15 protein-coding genes are annotated in these 22326 nt (G+C 41.6%); 11 read left to right on the top strand and 4 right to left on the bottom strand.

Translation table 11 applies throughout. The features are described from left to right. Nucleotides 1-103 precede the first annotated feature (103 nt). From DRB05_RS02095 to DRB05_RS02055, 9 genes are all read left to right on the top strand, one after another. A complete protein-coding gene (locus DRB05_RS02095) occupies nt 104-640 on the top strand; it encodes a hypothetical protein (RefSeq protein WP_128725467.1) in 537 nt (178 codons plus the stop codon). A gap of 504 nt (nt 641-1144) precedes the next feature. After that, complete coding sequence (locus tag DRB05_RS02090) at nt 1145-4822, top strand: PKD domain-containing protein (RefSeq protein WP_128725466.1); 3678 nt, start codon at nt 1145-1147, stop codon at nt 4820-4822. Between the two features lie 10 nt (nt 4823-4832). Beyond that, nucleotides 4833-6779, top strand: a complete 1947-nt coding sequence (locus DRB05_RS02085) for a Hint domain-containing protein (protein ID WP_128725465.1) — start codon at nt 4833-4835, stop codon at nt 6777-6779. 57 nt (nt 6780-6836) lie between these two features. Next, the gene (locus DRB05_RS02080; protein WP_128725464.1) at nt 6837-8084 is read left to right on the top strand and encodes an internalin; all 1248 of its coding nucleotides are present in this window, start codon (nt 6837-6839) and stop codon (nt 8082-8084) included. Nucleotides 8085-8095: 11 nt separating this feature from the next. Continuing rightward, entirely contained in the window at nt 8096-8935 is an 840-nt protein-coding gene (locus DRB05_RS02075; RefSeq protein WP_128725463.1) for a GEVED domain-containing protein, read from the top strand. 11 nt (nt 8936-8946) lie between these two features. Next, nucleotides 8947-10455: a hypothetical protein gene (locus DRB05_RS02070; RefSeq protein ID WP_128725462.1), complete on the top strand. Its 1509-nt coding sequence runs from the start codon at nt 8947-8949 to the stop codon at nt 10453-10455. 108 nt (nt 10456-10563) lie between these two features. Continuing rightward, nucleotides 10564-11700 (top strand): hypothetical protein, encoded by a 1137-nt coding sequence (locus DRB05_RS02065; protein WP_128725461.1) that lies wholly within the window; start codon nt 10564-10566, stop codon nt 11698-11700. Between the two features lie 278 nt (nt 11701-11978). Beyond that, on the top strand, nt 11979-14660 hold the full coding sequence (locus DRB05_RS02060) for a leucine-rich repeat domain-containing protein (RefSeq protein WP_128725460.1): 2682 nt from the start codon (nt 11979-11981) through the stop codon (nt 14658-14660). 133 nt (nt 14661-14793) lie between these two features. Further along, nucleotides 14794-15330, top strand: coding sequence for a YaeQ family protein (locus tag DRB05_RS02055; protein WP_128725459.1), 537 nt, complete (start codon nt 14794-14796; stop codon nt 15328-15330). Between the two features lie 91 nt (nt 15331-15421). Here DRB05_RS02055 and DRB05_RS02050 read toward each other — a convergent pair whose 3' ends face one another. Continuing rightward, nucleotides 15422-16996: a lytic polysaccharide monooxygenase gene (locus tag DRB05_RS02050; protein WP_128725458.1), complete on the bottom strand. Its 1575-nt coding sequence runs from the start codon at nt 16994-16996 to the stop codon at nt 15422-15424. Nucleotides 16997-17637: 641 nt separating this feature from the next. On the opposite strand from DRB05_RS02050, the gene DRB05_RS02045 reads away from it, so the two are divergent. After that, entirely contained in the window at nt 17638-18126 is a 489-nt protein-coding gene (locus tag DRB05_RS02045; protein ID WP_128725457.1) for a DM13 domain-containing protein, read from the top strand. A 50-nt stretch (nt 18127-18176) separates the two neighbouring features. Here DRB05_RS02045 and DRB05_RS02040 read toward each other — a convergent pair whose 3' ends face one another. From DRB05_RS02040 to ahpC, 3 genes are all read right to left on the bottom strand, one after another. Further along, nucleotides 18177-18575 (bottom strand): DUF4177 domain-containing protein, encoded by a 399-nt coding sequence (locus DRB05_RS02040; RefSeq protein WP_128725456.1) that lies wholly within the window; start codon nt 18573-18575, stop codon nt 18177-18179. Between the two features lie 812 nt (nt 18576-19387). Beyond that, complete coding sequence (gene ahpF / locus DRB05_RS02035; RefSeq protein ID WP_128725455.1) at nt 19388-20956, bottom strand: alkyl hydroperoxide reductase subunit F; 1569 nt, start codon at nt 20954-20956, stop codon at nt 19388-19390. A 106-nt stretch (nt 20957-21062) separates the two neighbouring features. Continuing rightward, complete coding sequence (gene ahpC / locus DRB05_RS02030) at nt 21063-21632, bottom strand: alkyl hydroperoxide reductase subunit C (RefSeq protein ID WP_128725454.1); 570 nt, start codon at nt 21630-21632, stop codon at nt 21063-21065. A gap of 229 nt (nt 21633-21861) precedes the next feature. On the opposite strand from ahpC, the gene DRB05_RS02025 reads away from it, so the two are divergent. Next, nucleotides 21862-22284: a DUF3429 domain-containing protein gene (locus DRB05_RS02025; protein WP_128725453.1), complete on the top strand. Its 423-nt coding sequence runs from the start codon at nt 21862-21864 to the stop codon at nt 22282-22284. Nucleotides 22285-22326: the final 42 nt, after the last annotated feature.

Genomic DNA, 22326 nt, shown 5'->3' with positions numbered 1-22326 from the left:
ATTTGTGTTGGTTTTCGGCTTAATAAATAGTTAACTAGTTAAGCTTTGCAAAAATCGCTGACACAGTAAAATGCTGCTGAGAATGGAACTTCAAGGACAAATAATGAAAAAAGTAACGCTTATCGCGCTTTCTCTCGCCTCTCTCACTGCTTGTAAAAGTAATGATATCAACCGCGTCGTGAATGATGGTGTAGACGGTGCTATTAATGGTATTTTTGGCAGTTCAGGAACCGTTGTTTCAGCAACGAGTAGTGGTTCTAGTAATGATTATTCTGTCAACAAAGAAAAAGTGTGGCCTCATCAAGCGACCAAAACGGCTCGAGACTATGGCTCATTTGCATTTGTAAAAACGGCAAAAAATCCAAGTGGAAAAACCAGACTTAAGTTTAACGAATGCAAACATCCGCGAATTGGCAAAATAAAGTGCGAAGGCTATCTATACGAAGTTTCCCCTGAAGGTTGGTTAGTAGAAGGCGATTCGATCCACTTTGGTACACATTACTATACAGATATTGTTATCCCTGCTGGACAGTATTACATAAAAATAAAAGGTGAAGATGTGGGTAAAGAAGTCTATGCGACCGGAACCATAGAAATTGCACCATTTGAAACTAACTACATAAACGTTACTGTTCAATAACGTAACAAAAAGTACCTAGCGAGATGAACCCCGTTAGGTACTTTTTACTAGAAAAGTTATCTTGGGATTATCCCATATATAAAGACATCCTTTATTTATTTTATTTCATCTAAACCGCATCAAAGCTCCTTTTAATGTAGCCAGATTAGCTGACCGTAGCGCCAAATTTTACTATATATATCATAACAGTATATAATTCCCTGCACTTTACATCGTTTACTCGACTTCGTCTTGCACAAGCAAAAGTTCAACTTTCCTCAACAATACCCTGTAATTAGTCAAAAATAACAAAAAGTAAAATTTCCCCCTAAATTTCCAGTGGAAACATTAGGTTATACATTTGTTTATTTTTTGTTATTTATTTATTTGAAATTCTTTATTACCTTAGAGCCCGTGCTCAAAGTAAAAGCACTAAATCAGCCACACTTTTCCATCCTGATGTCTCATTCTTTGAGAGGTTGCGCTTAAGTGGGAAGGAATCTTCAATATTATTATGGAGTTAACATGCAAGGGTTAAAGTCTCTGTGCGTTTTAGCATCGGCAATCAGTTTGCACTGTCATGCCACTGAGCGGGTTTCTTTGTTCAATGACACGCAAAAAATTGCACCAACATCATTACACCAAGCCACCGCAAATAATGCTCCAAGTCATGACCAAAACTATTTATTAATGCTTAAGACATTTGCTGCGCAATATGCAGGACACTCTCTTGCATTTAGTCAAAGTCAAGATGGTGACAAAAGAAGTCATACAATCACTCAGAAATATAAGAATATTCCTATTTGGAATCATGACTTTGTAGTCCTTACCGATGAAAGTGGTGCTGTTGAGCAAGTATATGGCGACCTTATCGTCAATGTCGCAAAAGACTTGCCTAATTTATCCCCCGCATCTCAGGATCAGCTTGACGCAGCACTAGAATCCGCCATCACAGAATTTCCAGCTGAGCGACCAAGGATCTACCGACGCAGCTCCGTTGAAGAAGTCATTTACATTGATACTACTGGCAAAGCACGGCACGCGGCAAAGCTGAGTTTTTTCACCGACTTTCAGTCCGGGCCGTTTAAACCGCAGCGCATTCTATCTTTTATCGATTTAACCTCAAATGAAGTTATTTTCCAAGCAGATGTATTGCAACGAGCAGTGCATGAAGGAGGCAGTGGTCCTTCAGGCAATGATAAAGTTGCACGTCCGGATTATAAGCAAGCAGATTACGTTTCATACCCACCTAAGACATTCGTTGTGGCGATGGAAGCGAACGCTCAACAAACTTACTGCTTATTCGATGCACAAAATGTCGAAACAAGAAACTACAATCACAGTACAGCACAGGTTGACTCACCCTACCGCTACGATTGCTCGAATTCGACCCGTAACGATTACAAAGATTATCATGGTGCCCGCTCAGCACTGAACGATGCCCATCATCACGGACAAATCGCTAGCTTGATGTTTGAGGATTACTTAGGCCACAAGCCCTACTTTAATAAGAAGATAATTCAAAATGTTCACTACGGACTCAACATGGACCAAGCGTTTTATGAAAACGGTGAAGTCTATTTTGGCGATGGAGATTATCTCTTCTACCCAATGGTCTCTTTGGATGTAGTCGCACATGAAATTGCCCATGGCTTTACGGAGGAGTACGGCTCCAGTACACCAAAATCAATGTTGACCGGTCAAGCACGCGCCATCAATGAAGCGTTTTCTGATATGGCGGGCGAAGCTGCCGAATTCTTCTACTCTGGAACAAATGATTGGAAAAGTAACCACGAGACATTTCGCCATGATGACGCATTACGCTATTTTGAAAATCCCAAATTAGATGGCAACTCAATTGATCACATTGATGACTATGATGACTCCATTACCTCACACCATGGTGCAGGGGTATTTAACAAAGCGTTTCATTATTTAACAACGGCTACAGTTGACGGTGAGACCTCACCTTGGAACACAAAATATGCCTTTATTTTGTTCGCCAATGCCAATAAAAGCTGTTGGACCGGGAATAGCACCTACCTAACGGCTGCAGACTGTGTAATGCGACAAACTCATACTGTAAGTGACAAACTGCGTCAAGATGGGATAAAAAAACAAGATGGTGCTGACTGGCAAGCCACAGAATTACAAAATCATGTACGCAAAGCTTTTGCTCAAGTGGGGATAAACTTAAAAGTAAATAGTGGGCTAGAAAGTGAACTTGGTTTTGAACGTAAATTCCTAACGCTCGATTTCAAGAACTTAACGCGGAAAGATGGTCAGCAGGTAACGATTTCCAACCGTGATGGTTGGCAATGGAATTGGAACTTTGGTGATGGCAGCGCACAAAGTAGTGCATTTGAGCCAACACATAACTTTGCCACCACAGGTGTATTTAATGTAGCACTGACCGCAACAGCTCCATCAGGCCTGATTGACACTTTTGTGCTCCCAATTGAAGTGTTTGACAGCTACTGCTCAGCTCAAGGGGTAAACCATAGTAAATATTATCTTTCGTCGGTTTCATTTAACGATTACAAAAATGACTCTACTTCTAGTAATTATAGCGATTACTCTCAAGACATAATAGAAGTCAAAGATGGCAAAGCGCTAACAGTAACCCTAGTCGCAGCGCCACACCCAGATACTCAAGATAAAACCAAGAACTTCTATGTGTGGTTGGACAAAAATAACGACGGTTTATTCCATAAAACCGATGAGCTGGTGCTATCAGGAAGCAATAAAACTCAATTAACGGGTGAAATATCCTTAAGCGGCGAGCTCAACGAGAGCTATCGTGTTCGCACTATGGTGTCATTTGGTATCGTTAAATCGGCCTGTGGTGATATGTCTTGGGGCGAAGTTGAGGATTACACAGTCAAACTCGTTGAAAATAAGGACCCTGTTGAACTGAGAATCACTGCCAACCAAGGTGTCAACGTCATTAACTTCGATAACAGTACCGTTGATGCGCGTGTTAAACGTTGGAAGTGGGAGTTTGGAGATGGTACAACCAGCTCTGTAAAATCCCCCTCACATCAATATGCTAAGGCTGGTAGCTATGCTGTAAATCTAAAGGCATACGATAGATTCAATAGCGAAATTGGTAGCTGGATGAAACAAGTTCAGTTCAATACTACGATCACCGCAAGATTTACTCCGCGCAAGTCGGGTAACACTGTCTATGTAGACACCAATCAAAGCGTTATGCCTCAAGGTAGCACGGTACAGTGGCAATTTGGAGATGGCACGACTTCTTCTGTTCAAAATACTCAGCATACCTACCAAACTGATGGAGAGTACACCATTACACTGACAATAAGCCATGCCGACGGCGAAAAATCCGTAAATGAAACCATCAAAATTGGTGAGAGTAGCTTCACCCCACAGGTCAATTTCACGGTGAGCGAACAAGCAGATGGTACATTTAAGGTAACTTTTAATAACACAACAGCCAAACCAGATAATACCGCTTGGAACCCTCGTATCACTCTAGAATGGGATTTCGGGGACGGAGTAACGCACAATCAGAGTGGCAATTTCGGCCAAGATGCGGAACATACGTATCAAACTGCTGGCACCTATACCGCCAGCCTAACAATCAGTTACGACAAACCTTGGTGGGATGACTGGGGAGACCGAGTCACTGGCACTAAAAATATGTTATTGGAACTGAAACTAACCCAACCTGTTGAATATTGCGTAGCAACTGGGATCACAGACTATGAGCACATTAATACTGTGACGTTCAACCAAGACGGGCCGTTTAGCAATGCGCAGCAGCCTGGTGTGATAAACCCTAACAACCCAATCAAATTGTACGCCACTCAAAACAATACTTACCGTTTTGAAGCGGGCTATGCCGGCAGCGAAAAATTTGCAGAGAACTACCACGTCTGGATTGATTTAAACGGCGACGGTCAATTTGGTGATGGTGACTGGCGTAACAACAAATCTGAGCTGCTTATCATGGACTTTGATCAAACCAATCAAGACTTTGGCAAAGGCTATGTTGAAGGTGAGTTCAGCATTCCAAGTAATAAGTTGTCACAGCCCGTCACGACAACTCGGATGAGAATTTTGCAGTATTACGGATTTAGCAGAGTAAATAGTATTGATCCTTGCTCTGACTATAGCAGTGCCGCTACCTCGGGAAGCGGAGAAATTGAAGACTACCTAGTAGAAATCCATAAAAATTAAGGAAAATCAAATGAACAAATTTAATAAGAAGATATTTATACCTCTCGCAGTTGCGCTCGCGGTGAGTAATGCGGTAGCGGCAACAAATACCTTTGAGTCCTCAGTTGACATCGAGGTAGCCGCGTTGAAGTCAGGCCCTGCTACGTTAAACGGTCAGGCCATTACAACTCCTGATGAATTCGGGATCCGCAGATTGGATATGAGCAATCCACAACATTATCAACTAGCGAAGTCTCGCTTGAATTTAGCTGGCCGTGATGAAAGTAAATTTCCACAATTGCATAAAACATTAGAGGTTGCCAAACAACAGCAGCTGATGGCAAAGAACAGTATACAAACAACACCACCGCCAGTGAGTGAAACTGAGGTAGACATCATTAAAGAAGCACATTTCTTTCTTGATATGAACATCGCCATTTCTGCAGATACCAATGAACCATACGTCATTGTAAGAGCAAAAAGCACACGCTTTGGTGGTACGCAAGCGACCTACATCGATCTACTGCTTGAAGATGGACAAGGTAATCAGCTTGCGCCACTTGGCTCCACATTGAATGTGCTTGATGGTAAAGATACGACTGCAGTCTCAACTATTTCACTTAAGTCATTGAAAGCAAACTTCCCTAACATCGACACACTTTATGCAAGCTCCTACGTTGAACTTGAACACGAAGACGGCTCGATAAGCTCTACCATAAAATATACCGAGTATCCTTTTTCATGGGAACACGCAGAGGCAGTCTATGGCGCAATTGCAAGCAACGATGCGAACAATAAAGTTGCATCTGAAATGAGTATTATGCCCGCAGTATTTGATGGGCGTCCAAAGTATAACGCCACAGCACCTATCGATAAAAACAACGATGCGGTGATCAAGGTGTGTTTAAACCGTAACCATGCAGACTGTGATTATATGCCAGATCAAGTGGGTGATCCGAACGAAATTACCGATGTAAATATTCCATTTAATGGTGAGCTACGTGTTCCTCATGAAATCTTAGAGATCTACCCAACTACAGGTGATTTGCCTAACGGTATAGATGAGCCGACCAACATTTATTTGCAAGAAGGAGTGTACGGTGGCGCAACAAAACAAAGCTATCGTGGCATTAATAATTCAATTAAGCAGTTTTCAGACTATTTAGAGTTTGAAGTCGACACTGTGAACAAAGAATCCATTATTCGTTGGAACATCCCCCGCGATGAAGGTCGTTTTGGTAATGCAAAACTATTTTCAAATATTGCTACGGCAAACTGGTATATGACGTTTGCAGTGAAAGGAAACCCTTACTTCAAAACTGGTCGACGCGGTCCTGTCGCCTTCCAAGTTTCACTTACTTCTGAGGCATCAACTCGCTTTGGTAACTTTTACAGTGAAGTACTACCTATGATGAAACTAGGTTACAGCTGTTTAGCTAAGGGTACCCTGATCACGATGGCTGACGGTTCGCAGCTCGCCATTGAAAATATTGGTAAAGGAGATCTAGTGTTAGGTGCGCTTGCTTCAAACGCCGCAGTTAAAGAACCAATGCAGGTTGTTGATGTATCTGTAGGGATAGAAGCAATTAAGATGTATCGCATCAAAGGCGCAGATGGTTCAGACATTTTAATGACTGAAACCCACCCAATTTCAACTTCAAATAAAGGTGTTATTTGGGCAAAAGAGCTTAAAGCAGGCGACCGTATTCTTACAGAGACAGGTTCTGTAATTGTGACGGATGTAACAAAAGAGAAATACAAAGACAAAATCTACAATTTGAAACTAGCGCCTACAGCTGATTCAAAGTTTGCTGAATCTCGTAATTTTGCCATGTTTGCAAACGGTATGGCAGTAGGTGATTTAGCGACTCAAGACGAGTTTAACTACAAAGATCAGAATATTCGTATGTCGGAAGAAGAGATACTGCAGCGTTTACCTGAAAAGTGGAAAACTGACTACATCAACAGTTTGAACTAATCAAGACAGCTGGGCCTTTCTGTTTGAAAGGCCATACTTCTCTGTAAGGAATTCAATATGAAATTTACATATTCTCCATTGGCACGCGCCATGGGGGTAGCGGGTCTTTTTGCCTGTAGTTTTGCAGCAACGGCTGATCAAATAGACAATTCTGACTTTGCTACTCAAGCAAGCAACTCTAATTTAGATTCAGTCACACTAGGTACCGCATACCATAGTGAAAAAGAAGGCTTTTATGCGCTGCAAAGCGTGCTTGGTCAAGTCGATGAAACGTATGGCAATACCGAAATGGATTTTGTTGTCGGTGTTGATATGAGCTACAGCCAACTATCTAGTATGTTAGATGGTAACTTAGGTGCAGCACTAGATGTCCCCGTAATTAAAGTGGGTGTTGGCGCCAGCTACTCCAAGCAAAATGCCGCAGATAACTATACTGGAACTTATACATTATTCCTGTCACTAAAACCTAAAAAGCGATTACTGGTTGCCAATCCTCAAACCGGATTTAAGCCAACCCAAGCCGCGCTGGATTTGGCTAATGCAAACCCTGGAGATAAATTCAATAATATTGGTAATGAGTTTGTATCAGCGATTGAGTACGGCTCTCAAGTGATGATCAACCTGAAGTTCCAATACAAAAATGACGAAGATAAAGTCAAGTGGGGTGGCCAGCTTGGGGTTGATTGGGCAGGTAAAGTCAGCGTCAGCGGCAAATTGCAAAAAGTCGATGAGGACGTAAAGCGTAATATTAAAATCACGGTTTCAGCGTTACAACTCGGTGGTGATCCGACTGAGCTGTTGAAGGTAATTCCAAACCAGCTCGTCAACTGTACGATGGAAAATCCTACACCATGTTTTGATGTATTTAAAAATAGCATTAATTACATCAAAACCAACTATATCACTCAATTTGATACATTAGACAAGTACAACGTCAGTCGAGTGTTGACCAATAGCTATACCGACTCAGGGCCTAGCCTTTCAGCGCTTGTTCCTGACGATGTCTATCCAGCAAAGAGTATTCTTACCAAACTTGCACTGAAAAACATGAGTGATGATTGGGTACAAGCAATCCTTGATAACCGCCGTGCAGATAACCTGCTCAATTATTACGCAAGTGAGCTTAGTAATGAGCACAGAACCGCATTGGAAACCATTCGTGATAATGCGCTCTTTAACTCATTTATTCTCGCAGACGCTGTAGATTATTGTAAGCGCAACCCCATTGGAAACTACTGCCGCGATAGAGAGCTACAGACTCGCAATCGCGTTCATCAGTATGACCGTAAATGGCTAGAATTATAAGGAATAAGACTATGTTAAAAGTCATGCTAACCAGCACATTTGTTGCATCACTCGCAGCGACTATCACGCCGCCTGCAGAGGCAAGCTCGACTTTATTTGAATCTAGAGATGTCCTCACGCCTCAGCAAGCGCTTGGTCGTTTCCAATGGCTAGAAAAGTGTTATCCAGGGCTATTAGTAGAGGTTTCAGATAATATCTTTGACCCCACGACTCCAATCCCAAATGAAGAGAAAATCGCCAATCTCAAAAAAGTAATGCTGTATAAAAACAGTGTATTAAGAGCGGATGCTAAATACTTTACTTTTGGTGATGAAGATAATGCAAATCCAAAGAATTGGTTTGCAGGGAAGTCACCGACTACAACATGTTTGCAGATCCCTTCAGACTATCGCGTCAGTGCCGTCTTAGTTGCACCACCCATTCCAAATTACTGCGCAACTAAATCTCGCGAGCGGGCCTATGAGTTCATCAAATCGGTTAAGTTTTCCAATATCGAGAATACCAGTAGCAATACTTTCTATAGCAACTATATCGGTGATACGGCAAAGATTTACGTTGATAAAAGCTACCAGCTCACGTTAACACCCGGATTTAGTGGTACAGAAACATATCCTGAAACTTGGCACGTATTTATCGACTGGAATCAAGACGGTGATTTTAAAGATGCCAAGGAAATCCTGTTTGCAGGGGTATCAGAGCAAGCAATGCAAGTCGAGATCACACCGCCTGCAAGCGCAAAAAAGGGCATGACGAAAATGCGTGTCACCATGGATTACCTCGGTGGCAGTAATGACGCGTGTAAAGAAGTAGACTCTGGTGAGGTAGAAGATTACCTCCTTTACGTGAAGTAATAGGTGGCAACATGAATTTATATAAACATACTATCGCGGCGTTAATGGCCAGTACGGCACCTTTCGCATTCGCGGATTCGGACTTTGTAAATGAAGCCGCGTTAATGCAAAAAGCACAAAATGTAAATACATTCCAAAGTGAAATTCCAGGTCTGATGAATGACCATGTTGTGCTAGGTACAGCCTACAATAGCGATCAAAAACGCTTCTTGAATGTCCAAACTGTTGCGGGTCAAACCGTTGAAACATTGGGTAACACCCGCGTGCAATTTGAACTTGTCAACAATGGCAGTTACGACGAAGTGCTCCGTCAACTCAACGGTAATGTTGATGTTGATGTTGGCTTTCCTGTTATTCGAGTAAAAGCAGGTGGTCATTTAGCCAAAGAGATGTCATCTACAGAGTTTTCTAATACTTATACTTTTCAAGCATCACTGACACCAAAAAAACGTGTACTAAAGCCAGTAGACGCCAATCTAGGTTACACCTTGACGCCGTCAGGCAATACGCTAGCAAATGAATATCAAAGCAAGCTAATGAGCTTGGCGGGTGACGCATTTATCAGTGAAATTGAGTATGGCGCACAACTCTTAATCAACATGAAAATCGAGTACTTAAGTGAACAACATAAAAGCGAAATTGGCGGTTACTTGGGTGTAAGCTACGGTGCTGGTAATATAGGCATTAGTGTTGATGGTAAGCTTAATTATATTGATGAAGACCTCAAGAAAAGTGTGCGCATTACTGTCAGAGCTTTACAAAAAGGCGGTGATCCAAAGCAACTCCTCAGTATAATTCCTAACAATATCATCACTTGTTCGCTCGATAACTACGAGCCTTGTTTTACCCTATTTGAACAAGCTGTGAATTACGCGAAGAATGACTTTGGTGATCAGTTTAATGCGCTATCTGATTACAACGTAGTGCGTTACAAGGCAACGCCTTACGAGATCAGTTCACAAGATGTACGTCGTTTAGATTCGGGTAATAAAGATATTCGCTTTGAAACCACCTACCGTACTTTATGGCTCGAAGACCAATTCAAAAAATCGGTTAATCATGAGCACCGTGCGCGTGGTGTACTTGCGCAATACGCTAGCTGGATGACGGATGTACAACGTCAAAAAGCGGAAGGAGTCCAAGAAGCAGCGTATAACAACGCTTGGATCTACGAGCAGTATGCTAGGATTTGTCGTGATAACCCTTATGGAACAGCTTGTACCGATGCGTGGAATGACTACCTCAACACTTGTAGTGGTAACGGTGTTGGTTGCATTCGCAATTACACACTGGCTGATTTGAATATACCAGCGGATAACATGACGCAATATTTCAAGTGTGAAAATGCACGAGAAGCAACAGCAAACTTTGGTGTTGAAGAAAATCATGTCTCACTCGGATTCAGAAAGCTAGGTTGGGCACCATCATTCGTTGACGCTAACGACCCGGCTTCAGGTGTCATGGTATGGTTGCCCTGTAAAACAGCGCTCCCCACCTATGGAACGGCTTTTGAGAATTAGGAACTAATACTCAATTTGTTCATTTGGGCGAAAAGATAGTAGTTATTTTACCAGATGTAGCTATTTTCTCGCCCTTTTCCACAGCAAACCATTTACAGGAATTTATGTATGCACTTGAGAATCATACCCATAGTGCTCTGTGGCCTGTTGAGCTTTAACGCAAATACACACACCTACTACTCGCTAAATACAGAAAAAGAGCAATTGGGACAGGGATTTGAACAGAAACTAGGCATACCACTTGAATCATGCCTAGATGGTCAGTGGCAATTTCAAGGTGGCAGTCTGGGCGATTTAGCTTATCGCGGCGACTTTGACTCCGATACAATGATCAATACCATCACTGGGAGTGTAAAAGCGGGTATAAATTTAGTTATTTTCGGTGGTTCAGCTAAGTTTTCTATGCGCAGGAAAGTAACCAAGAATCGAAATTCTGCAGCTTCTGCGGTCGAGTTAACTTATGAAAAAGGAAGCTATAACTTTGAAAATCGAACGACTAAACCTACCATACTTGAGTTACTTAGCACAGATCCCAATCAAGTAAGGAGTCGTTGCGGAGATAGTTTTATTCACAATATCAAACTCGGATCACGTATTTATGTCACAGCTAAGCTTCACTTCAAAGATCGTACTAAATACGAGTGGTTTCAGACCAAAATAAAAGTGAAATTTCTTTTCTTCAGCAAAACCTTCACCAAGACCAAAGTATTTCAAGATGCAACGCAAGATGCCGTTTATACAATTCAAGTAAACACCGATGGCGGCATGACACCAGAACTGGCAAGGCTAACTAAAAATGGCACCATGCACTGTAAGACCGATAATCTAACTCCTTGTATAACATATGCCGACAGTTTGTTTAGCTACTTACTTGATGGTGGGAACTACGTTAACGACCTTAAAGACGAGCATTTGAATATATTGAAATATGAAGTCGAAGACTATGAAGATTCTGGCCATTATGATTTGGCTTACGCAGGCCTGACAGGAATATCTAATCGCTATATTGCACTATCGGCAAGACTTAGGAGTTACCAAGATCTCGTTTATGATGAAATAGAGAGATTAAATGCGTTTAAAGCCGTGTCTGACGACCCACTTGAAATTGAGCAGCTTACAGCTCGCATTACAGCCCGCAACTCTCAGCGCATTGGACTTGAGCAAGCTGGTGAGTATTGTGCAACATTGCCTGGCACAACTCTATGCGAGAACCGCATTGAATCGGCAATTGCAAACGTTGATTAAACAACACGGTTATTCCGTTATCCGCTCCTCCTTATTATTTTGTTTTCCAACCAATGAGGCTATATAGCCTCGCTTCTCGTTTTAATTATCAATGAGTTATAACGACTCCAGCAAAATGTACCGATCCCTTTTAGTTTATTGATTTTTTGTTTTTAAAGTCCATACCTAAAGCGCATAGCTATACCATTGCTAAAAAACATGTGTAACTATTGGAAACAAGTATTTAAATAAAGTACACTTCTACGCTTTCTGACTATTCAATAAAACAAGATATTAAGATGATCAAAAGCGCTATATACAAAGGAATCGTAACTTCATTGCTTGCATCAACTCTAGCCGCATGTGGCGGTGGAAGTGGCAGCGACAGCAATGATACAGGAACTGACAAACCAGTCACACCTACTAACAAAGCCCCAGTAATTGCAAGCCTAGCACCAATTACAGCAATGGAAAGAGACTCAATCACAGCCGTTGCGACCGTAACAGATGAAGATGGTGCGATTGAAACTTTGCTGTGGGAGCAAACGGCAGGAACAACAGTCGAGCTGATAAATGATAATAGCGAAACGCTCGAATTTCGGGCACCTGACATCAATGAAGCGACCACGTTAACGTTTAAGTTAACTGCGACAGACGATAAAGGGGACTCAAGCTCACAAGAATTAACTGTCAACCTAAGTGCTTACGCTCCACTTTCAAGCTTAACGATTTCTGACACAGCGCTGGCGCAATGTTTATCAGATACACATCAAGACGTAGGTATTTCAGTTGTTGACTGTACAGACTACCCAATTGCAACATTAGCAGGGCTCTCTGGTATTAGTGGTTTATCTACGGTATCTATTAAAAACGCAGAATTGGATAATCTCGAAGAGTTAGCTCAAATTTCTACGCTCACCGCGTTAAAGCTCGATAACGCGTTTGCCGAAGCCCAGGACAACTCAAATAATTATGCACATTTAGAACAAATTAGTAAGCTCAATAAACTTGAGTCGTTGTCTATTGTTGAAAACAAAGAAGATATTTTTGGTAAACAGCTAGCGTTCCAGATGTTAGATCTATCAGGCTTTGCACAGCTTCATACGCTTGAAATAGACAACTACAGTAACCAATATGAAACGATACAACTTAGTCAACTTCCAAGTGACAAGCTCACTCGTTTGGCTTTACGTACTCTAAGCATTGATGATAAAAATACCCTAAAACGCTTTAGTAACGTGCAAAGTTTATCTTTGACATATATAAACGATCTCGACTCACTGTCATTTTTAAGCTCTATACCTAACCTCACAGCATTAACACTTGACAATATCGAAGCCGCTGACTCAACAGCAATAGAAGCCAAAACAAATCTGACAACACTCGTACTCAACAGAACGCAGATTGAAGATTTCTCATTCTTAGAAAAGTTTAGTGAGTTGGAAAAACTAGGTCTTGGTAGTTATTATAATAATGCTGAGTTTGATATCGCGGACATCAGTGGTAATACGAAGCTGACATCCCTGTCATTAAACAATTTAAACGTTGATAATGTCAATGAGCTATCAACTTTTACGGAACTGCAATCCTTGTCTTTGGAGAGGTTAAACCTTTCTTCTCTTAGCTTTTTACAAGCGATGCAGAAGTTAACATCATTGAAGCTCGATCAGTTACGTAACGTTAATGATCTAGGCTGGCTAAGTTTCACACCAAACCTAACCGAATTGTATATTCATGAATTGGATAGTACCGCGGATTTTAGCGCATTGTCTGAGCTTGAAAATATGCGCAACCTCACCGTCGACAGCGATTACTCAAACTTTGCACTAGATACGTTAAGTAAAATGCAAGCATTAGAAACACTTAATCTAGAAGTTAATTTATTTGAGGCTTCAAATGAAGCAACATTACCAAGCTTAAAAACACTAAACGTGAAGAGCAGCAGCTATTCAAACATGGTGAACTTGACTAACTTGCCCGCGCTCGAATCAGTTGAATTATCAAAAGGCCACTATTATGGTAATGAAGAGAAAATCACAACTCTCGATTCTCTAGGTTCAAACTCGAGCTTGAAATCGTTCAAGATCAGCGGCTTTAAAGAGCTAGAAGATATCACTCAGATATCTCAATTTGAAAATTTAGAAACCCTGTGGATTTACTATTCTAAAGCGACTGATATCTCTGAGATAGCATCGTTAACTAAACTTAAATCATTAACATTAAAAAACTTTTCCGAGTTTTTTAGAGCTGACATGCTTGCCAGTTTAAACAATCTGGAAAGACTTGAAATACAAAGTAGTGCCATTTACTGTGATGATCAGGAGCTATTAACATCTCTCGATGGTGTGACAACAAACCTTTCTAACTATAACTGTATTATGAAGCCGGTCGATTTGAGCTTAATTACAGATGCGGCATTTAAACAGTGTATTGTAGATCAAAGGTATCAAGATGCAGTACGTAATACCTCACTCTATTGTAATGGCTCAGCAATTGAATCATTAAATGGAATTACACAGTTTGAAGCAATTAAGACTTTAAGACTGGATGGCTCGGTTAATAGTTCGTTGTTACGAGACCCTAGCTTAGCTCAGCTCCACACCTTACAGAGTCTAGATATCTATAGACTCACAGGTGAACTAACGGCTAAAGCTACACTTCCTCAATCATTGACCTCATTTGAGTTAAATACAAATAGCCAAACCGTATATGACTTCACGCTTTTTGGCTTGCCTACTACTTTAACTTATTTGGACTTGAATGGTACCAAGCTGACAAACTATGGTTCAATTAAAAATTACGCCGAACTTACTCGTTTAGAGTTGGACAATACCAACATTTCGGATCTGTCACCGCTATTCGATTTGACCAATCTAGAATATCTAAGTTTATATAGAAATCCAAATGTCGACTGTGCTCAAGTAAGCAAACTAAAAGAGTCTTTGCCCAATATTTGGCATATCTCGACTAGCTGTAATTAATATTAACGCTAAGCATTAAGCTTCTCAAATAAACACAGCCTCATTGCGAGGCTGTGTTTCATTTCCACAATCACATTCTGTAAATTGTTATCTCGACCCGCTATACTAGCGCAAAAATTTTTTAAGCAAATTTATGGCGCTCAAATCCACCATCATTAAAGCCCAACTATCACTCAGTGATATGGACAGACATGTTTACCAAGACTTTAATTTAACACTAGCTCAACACCCTTCTGAAAACGAACAACGGTTAATGATCCGTTTACTTGCCTATGCACTAAATGCGTGTGAGGGACTTGAGTTTACTAAAGGCTTATGCGCTGACGATGAACCTGAACTATGGGTTAAGAATTACAGCGAAGAGATTGAGCTTTGGATTGAACTAGGACTGCCCGATGAGAAGCGCCTTAAAAAAGCGTGTAATAAATCAAAGCAAGTGGTCCTCTATACTTATGGCGAAAATAATCAGGCGATTTGGTGGCAAAAACATCAGCCTAAATTATACGACTTTAAAAATCTAAGTATTTTCAGTTTGGATTATAGCGCGACTCAGGCTTTAGCCCGGTTAGCAGATCGCAGTATTAAGCTTACCATTACTATTCAAGATGGCGAAGTATGGGTAAGCTCTGATAGCACTAATATTGAAATCAAACCGCAGCAGCTGATGTAACATTCTGCTCTGTGTTAGATGATGTAAATCATTGAAAATTTTATCTCACTGGCAGCAATATCTGCCAGTGATTTGTTAGAGGGACTTTACATTAAAGCTTACGCCATACGGAAGTAGTGTCTGGTTGCTCACCACGGGTCCACCAGCGCGCTTGATATTCAACACCTTGATAACTTACTCTGTCGCCGCCGGTATATGCCTTATTGGCATTCCATGTGTTACTAGCATCGGACTTGTCTACCAGCTCCCACGCATCACTTTGATCGGGCTTTTGACCTTTTACCCACCATTTAGCGCGATAGCTTTTGCCCTGATACACTGCGATATCGCCAGCGGTATATACTTGATCGGCACGCCACGTGTCATCATTTGGCGGTGTACTTTGGTTAGTCACTGTGATAGTAAAGCTAACAGTTTTCTCAAATGTGCCATCAGAGACGGTTACTTGCCCTTGATAGTCGGTATTTTGCTGAACCTCAGGCGCAGTCAACGTGATAGTTGCACCGCTACCGCTGTAGTTCAGTGGCGATGGTATCTGCCATGCAAAGGTAAGCGGATCTTTGTCATCATCAAACGCATGAACATGAAGTGATGTACTTGAGCTCTCTTTTAGCGTGATAGCGGCGGGGGTATGAACCACAGGAGCACGGTTTTGTGGCTTAGCTAAAATTGAAAGGTTAAAAGTGTACTGGGGATCACTGACAAATAGCTGATTAGCAGCGAGTTGCGCAGCATCAAATACAATATTTCCGTCACTTTGTTGTACGCCAATTTGTAACGTATTCGCATGATTATTATTAAGTGTACTGGAAAATTGCGCAACCCAATGATTGATATTGCTTTGTGTTATGAGCAGCTTTTCTTGTACCAATTCTTGGCCATTACCATCAAAAACCCGTAGCCATACCGTATCGCCTACACTGGCCAGTTGACCTTGTTTGATAAAGAATCCAGCAGACGTCCAACTGACCGGCTCAGTCGGTGTAGTATCTCGTACTATGGTGACGTCGCTACAATTGTAAAAGCCTTCACCTACAACATCATCACGCTGCCAACGCGTATATAAGATAGCATCTCCTCTAAATTTACTCGGCACCGCGACCTGCATTTCATAATAGCGTTTACCATCTGGCGCAACGAAAAAATCAACATTGCCATACTCTTGCACCAGCTCTAAATCTTGCCACCCTAGGGGCTTTGAGCGAATATCCGCTTCCGGTTTGGTAAGATAAAATTGCCAAAAGCTGGGATTATGAGGCGTTGTTGCGCGAAATCTAACTTTGATTTGGTTTTGAGCATCTGGCGTTATCACGGTCCTTTGCCACTCACTCGACGCGATATTCATGCCCGCTTTATTTCTATCGCCACCAGCACAAAGTTGTCCGTCAGGAACAGCAGCCTGTACAGCTTGCAGATTAAAGTAATCGGTAACATTCGCTGCAAACTCATGCTTTTGAACAAACTGCACATGCTCAGATGCTAGGTAAGCTGCTCGACATGCCGCGTTTGGGATATTACTTCCATCTTTTGGCCACCAAAATCCGCCCTGCTCCTCACAAATAGCCTGCCTTGCCTTTGGGCTATCCATATAACCATGTGCAAATGCGTTCGATGCTGCCATGCCAAGTGCCATGGCAATACTGACTGTTAACATAGAGTTTTTCATTTTCTTCTACTCGTATTAGAGAAGTAACTACCGCCACTTCGATTAAGATTAGAATGAGCGAGAATCTGTAGTTGCTTGTCACACGAAATTCAATCTTACTCTGCGCACTAAGATTTTACTCGTTGATAAACACAACTTACCTTGGTCACGCCACTGTCCTTCGGCAGTAAAAAACAACGCTGTCATTTTTTAACAACTGATAAGCTATTGCACGTCCATGGCATGCTCGCCTTAATTTTTTTGTAATAAAAAAGTATCCAAGTTAATTTTATTATGAGCATCAACTCGAATTCGAGGCATTTTACCTAAGTAAAAATCAATAACAATAGGTGAGATTATTAATTACATTCAATACTTTATAGCTAGATCAAAAACACCTTCACGCCATAACTCTGACCTAAACACCTGTTTACTTTGACTATTACAATAATCAAAACAATTGAAATACTTTATTCCCTAATATTTAACAATCAGAAGATGCTACTCAGTGTAAAGTTTTATCTACACCGGGTCCTAAATTACATTTAATAAAAACACTTTGTTCCTATCAAAAATATTAAAAACAATCCTTTTTACGCACTCACTTTTTGTACTAGAGTCTTATAATTTGGCTATACTTTGATTTTACTGCTTACTTGGAAATGATTTTGCGAACGCTATTTACGTTACTTTTGCTCATTGTGGTGTTTATCACAGGGTTTATTATGGGTGTGTACACTTTACCGATAATGACACAACCTCCGGCGGCTAAGCACACGGAAATACTTGAGATAAGTAAAGCCGCAACATACAAAGGCCAATTCAAGAAGGAGCTTAAAGATTCAGACGCATTACACTACGCCACTGGTGAGATCTATTTTACTAATAACCACATTGCATTCGTGGGTGAGATAGCTCCAGGACCTGATTATCGCCTTTATCTCGCCAAGACATTTATTGAGACGGAAGCCGACTTTAAAGCGCAAAAACATACCATGATAGAAATAGCTAACATTAATCAATTTTCACAGTTTGTATTGCCTAAGTATCGCAAAGTTGATCTGACTCAGTTTCAGAGTGCTATTATTTGGTGTGAACATTTTGAGCAGTTTATCTCCGCAGCACCATTACAACCCACAGGTAGTAAATAAACTTGAATTGATGGTGTGACAGGCAAAAAAACGAGTCAACGCCAGCTCAGTTATTCTGTCTCTCGCTCCAAAATAACAACCATGGAATCAGATTCACCAAAGCCTGAAGCAGGAATAACAACCTGTTTTAATTGCCAGCCATTTTGCCCTTCAGCATTTAATAGCGACTGCACGTCTGGTGTCCCAGATTTAAAAAAGCGCAATTTAAATGGTAATTCAACTGTTTTATATTCATATTTTTTCATCACTCTAGCCTCCTTAAGAGTAAGACTTGCGTAATCTAAATTAAACGTGGCAGCTAGTGCCTTCTGAGTTTCCATGGAAGCACTCGCCTCTCTTTCGACCCTCTGAATGGTTCTTTTGCTTAAACCTGAAGCACCAGCCAATTGCTCTTGTGTCCACCCCTTGAGTATTCGGTGCCTGATTATCAAAGCTGCATCAATTTTCATTTTTTACACTCACATCGATCCCTTTACGTTATTAATTAATACCCTAAAAATGCAGAGCTTAAAACGCCAAATAAGCGAAAGTGTGGCGACAAAAAGGCGGCAGCACGGCCAATTAAAGGTTTTTATATTGTTTTGACGGCTCACTACACCTTGATCTCGCCGGATAAATCGCGCCCCATACAGCCCATTGCACTTTGAGGTGGGAGCTGCTTTACGCAGCGATCTTGTATTCCTTAACTAACCGACCATCCACTCTGCTAAGCAAGTAACTTCTCGCCGGATAAACCACCTCCCAAACAGTCCATTGCACTTTGAGGTAGGAGCTGCTTTACGCAGCGATCTTGTATTCCTAAACCAACCGGCCATCTACTCTGCTAAGCGAGTAACTTCTCGCCGGATAAACCACCTCCCACAAAGCCCACTACACATAGGGTAGGAGCTGCTTTACGCAGCGATCTTGTATTCCTAAACCAACCGACCATCGACTCTGCTAAGCGAGTAACTTCTCGCCGGATAAACCACCTCCCACACGGCAAATTGCACTTTGAGGTAGGAGCTGCTTTACGCAGCGATCTTATGTTTTTTGTCGCTCGTAAGCTTCGTTTATTTAACGGCCTGCGAGAGAAAATATTACCAGCCTAATCAACAGGGTAAGTTTATCTAAAAGCCACTATCGTAAAGACTAAAATAGAATACAAAGTAGCATCGAGCCTTCTGACTATAAGCCAAAAAAAAGCCACACTGCTAGAGTGTGGCTTGGGAGCATTGCATGGGTGTATAGTTGCAATGATTCTTTCCAGTAATGCGAATAATTAAGCAGCTTGCTCGTCGTCTTGCCCTAATCGAATTAGATAATCAAAAGCGCCTAAGCTTGCCGTCGCTCCCCCACCCATCGCAATAATAATTTGCTTAAACGGCGTGTTGGTTGCGTCGCCTGCGGCGTAAACGCCAGCTAAACTAGTCGCCCCTTTGCTGTCAATTTCGATTTCACCAAAGCGGCTAAGTGCAACTTCACTCGACTTTAACCATTCAGTATTTGGTACCAATCCAATTTGGACAAAAATGCCAGCCAATGCTAACGAATGAGTGTCACCGCTTACCCTGTCTATATAGTTAAGAGCGGTTACTTTATTACCATCTCCAACGATTTCAGTGGTTTGTGCGTTTTTAATAATGGTAACGTTAGCAAGGCTTTTCGCCTTTTTGATGAGCACTTCGTCAGCTCTGAGCGTATCAGCAAATTCTAATACCGTGACGTGTTCCACTATATTTGCCAAGTCGATGGCCGCTTCTATGCCTGAGTTACCACCACCAATGACAGCAACAGGTTTCCCCTTAAATAACGGACCATCACAATGTGGGCAATATGCTACACCTCGACCCTTGTACTCGGTTTCGCCTGGTACATTCATGCTTCTCCATCGCGCACCGGTTGCCAATACTAGAGATTTGGCCCTTAATACCGCACCGCTTTCAAGCGTGATATCAATGGTTTCACCTTTGTTAATTGCCGCTGCACGCTGATTCTTCATCACATCAACGCCATACTGGTTAACATGCTCTTCTAACTGTGCAACCAGCTTAGGACCTTCCGTTTTTTGCACTGAAATAAAGTTCTCAATACCCAGAGTATCGGCAACTTGACCGCCAAAGCGCTCCGCAACTACTCCTGTGTTTAGCCCTTTACGAGCGGCATAAATAGCAGCTGATGCACCAGCCGGACCGCCACCTACAACCAGCACATCAAACACGTCTTTGCTGTTAAGTACAGCTGCTTGTTTTTCGCCAGCTTTAGTATCAAGTTTAAGTAAAATATCGCTTAGGCTTACTGCGCCTTGACTGAATTGCTCACCATTTAAGTATACGGTTGGCACAGCCATGATGTTGCGCGATTCCACTTCTTCTTGAAACAAGGCACCATCAATCATGGTAGTGGTAATATTTGGATTAACAGCCGCCATGAGATTCAGTGCCTGCACGACTTGTGGACAGGTTTGGCAACTCAGTGAGATGTAAACCTCAAAGTTCAATGGGTTATCAATACCCTTGATCAGTTCGAGATCGTCTGCCGATGCTTTAGTGGCATGCCCGCCTGAGTGCAATAATGCAAGAACCAAGCTAGTAAATTCATGCCCCATGGGTACGCCTGCAAACGTAATTTCACTCTTTGTGTCTACGCCGCGAACTGACATTTGTGGCACCCGTTCGCCTTCACTGGATTCAGATAGTGAAATTTTATCGCTCAGAGACGCTAAATCTTGCGCCAACCCTTTTAGCTCTTGCGATTTTTTACTGTCATCAAGACTAATGACGAGTTCAATCGGACGTTGTAGAGAGCTAAAGTGGCTTTGTAGTTGAGTTTTAATTTGGTTGTCTAACATATAAGGTAACCCTCTGCAGAAACTACAGTAAAAATTCGCAAAAACGATGAATTTAGTTCATCTGGATGGTTTATTTGGGAGTGCATGCAGCACTCCCTATGACAATTTAGATTTTGCCAACTAGATCTAGTGAAGGTGCTAATGTTTCTTCACCTGGCTGCCAAGACGCAGGACATACTTCACCATCATGAGATGCGATGTATTGAGCAGCTTGTACTTTACGTACTAGCTCTTTAGCGCTGCGGCCAATACCTAGGTCATGCGTTTCGATAACTTTGATTTCACCCTCAGGGTTGATTACAAAAGTACCACGAAGTGCTAATCCTTCTTCTTCGATCATTACACCGAAGTTGCGAGTAATACGGCCTGTTGGGTCACCAATCATTGGGAATTGAATTTTCTTAATCGTTTCTGACGCATCGTGCCATGCTTTGTGTGTGAAATGTGTGTCTGTTGATACAGAGTAAACTTCTACACCCATTTCTTGTAGCTGTGCGTAATAATCAGCTAAATCACCAAGCTCTGTTGGACATACAAAAGTGAAATCAGCAGGGTAGAAAAATACGATTGACCATTTACCTAAAAGGTCCTGCTCAGAAACTTCTACGAAGTCGCCACCATGGTATGCTGTTGCGTTGAATGGTTGAATTTTTGTGTTGATTAATGAAGTGCTCATCGCTTTCCTCACTGTTGTTTAGTTTGAATTAATATTGGCGATTGTTATTCGCCTTGGCTTGAGTACAAAGATAAGGGGAAGTAATGATTAAATAAAATGGATTGTTTGAATCACTGTAATCGAAAAAACTGATAGTAGCTTTTTGAGTGATCAACTAATTCAGTATAAGAGTATAAAAATATGTTAATTACGGTATGATCCCAGCAATTAAATACAGCAGAGCGTGACTATGCACCCGTACTTCAATCATATTCAACTTGGTTACTTTGGCTTCCTTCCTTTTTTAGCTTGTATCGCGTGGACATTAATGACAGGTGCGTCAAACGATGTGCTTTATGCATTTCAATTTTATAGTCTGGGGATTCTTGCTTTTATGGCGGGAAACTTATGGCGTGCGGGGGAGCAAACCTATAAACAAGCGATACTTGCCGTGATCGTCGTGATCCCTTACCCACTACTTAGTGTCGTATCACCACAATGGCTGCTACTATATCTCGCTATCGCATATTGGCTTGTATATTTTATAGAGCGCAGTTCACCGCGCTGGGGAGACTACCATAAAGACTATCAAAAAATGCGAACGGTATTGACTTCTCTCGTCTTTGTTAGCCATCTATTTATGATTGCTCAAGCACTTGAGTTAAACACATAAGTAACTTGCTTCTGAAGCTCAATTAACTATAACTAAAGATAT

The sequence above is a fragment of the Pseudoalteromonas sp. A757 genome (genome assembly GCF_004103285.1).
GTDB classification, from domain to species: Bacteria; Pseudomonadota; Gammaproteobacteria; order Enterobacterales; family Alteromonadaceae; genus Pseudoalteromonas; species Pseudoalteromonas galatheae.
The sequence above is the reverse complement of the archived record's forward strand: the minus strand, read 5'-3'. Positions and strand labels throughout refer to the sequence as shown.

What these genes read in the sequence shown, in the direction of transcription:
- DRB05_RS02095 (WP_128725467.1), top strand. Translation starts at nt 104, where the DNA reads ATGAAAAAAGTAACGCTTATCGCGCTTTCTCTCGCCTCTCTCACTGCT.
- DRB05_RS02090 (WP_128725466.1), top strand. Translation starts at nt 1,145, where the DNA reads ATGCAAGGGTTAAAGTCTCTGTGCGTTTTAGCATCGGCAATCAGTTTG.
- DRB05_RS02085 (WP_128725465.1), top strand. Translation starts at nt 4,833, where the DNA reads ATGAACAAATTTAATAAGAAGATATTTATACCTCTCGCAGTTGCGCTC.
- DRB05_RS02080 (WP_128725464.1), top strand. Translation starts at nt 6,837, where the DNA reads ATGAAATTTACATATTCTCCATTGGCACGCGCCATGGGGGTAGCGGGT.
- DRB05_RS02075 (WP_128725463.1), top strand. Translation starts at nt 8,096, where the DNA reads ATGTTAAAAGTCATGCTAACCAGCACATTTGTTGCATCACTCGCAGCG.
- DRB05_RS02070 (WP_128725462.1), top strand. Translation starts at nt 8,947, where the DNA reads ATGAATTTATATAAACATACTATCGCGGCGTTAATGGCCAGTACGGCA.
- DRB05_RS02065 (WP_128725461.1), top strand. Translation starts at nt 10,564, where the DNA reads ATGCACTTGAGAATCATACCCATAGTGCTCTGTGGCCTGTTGAGCTTT.
- DRB05_RS02060 (WP_128725460.1), top strand. Translation starts at nt 11,979, where the DNA reads ATGATCAAAAGCGCTATATACAAAGGAATCGTAACTTCATTGCTTGCA.
- DRB05_RS02055 (WP_128725459.1), top strand. Translation starts at nt 14,794, where the DNA reads ATGGCGCTCAAATCCACCATCATTAAAGCCCAACTATCACTCAGTGAT.
- DRB05_RS02050 (WP_128725458.1), bottom strand. Translation starts at nt 16,996, where the DNA reads ATGAAAAACTCTATGTTAACAGTCAGTATTGCCATGGCACTTGGCATG.
- DRB05_RS02045 (WP_128725457.1), top strand. Translation starts at nt 17,638, where the DNA reads ATGATTTTGCGAACGCTATTTACGTTACTTTTGCTCATTGTGGTGTTT.
- DRB05_RS02040 (WP_128725456.1), bottom strand. Translation starts at nt 18,575, where the DNA reads ATGAAAATTGATGCAGCTTTGATAATCAGGCACCGAATACTCAAGGGG.
- ahpF (WP_128725455.1), bottom strand. Translation starts at nt 20,956, where the DNA reads ATGTTAGACAACCAAATTAAAACTCAACTACAAAGCCACTTTAGCTCT.
- ahpC (WP_128725454.1), bottom strand. Translation starts at nt 21,632, where the DNA reads ATGAGCACTTCATTAATCAACACAAAAATTCAACCATTCAACGCAACA.
- DRB05_RS02025 (WP_128725453.1), top strand. Translation starts at nt 21,862, where the DNA reads ATGCACCCGTACTTCAATCATATTCAACTTGGTTACTTTGGCTTCCTT.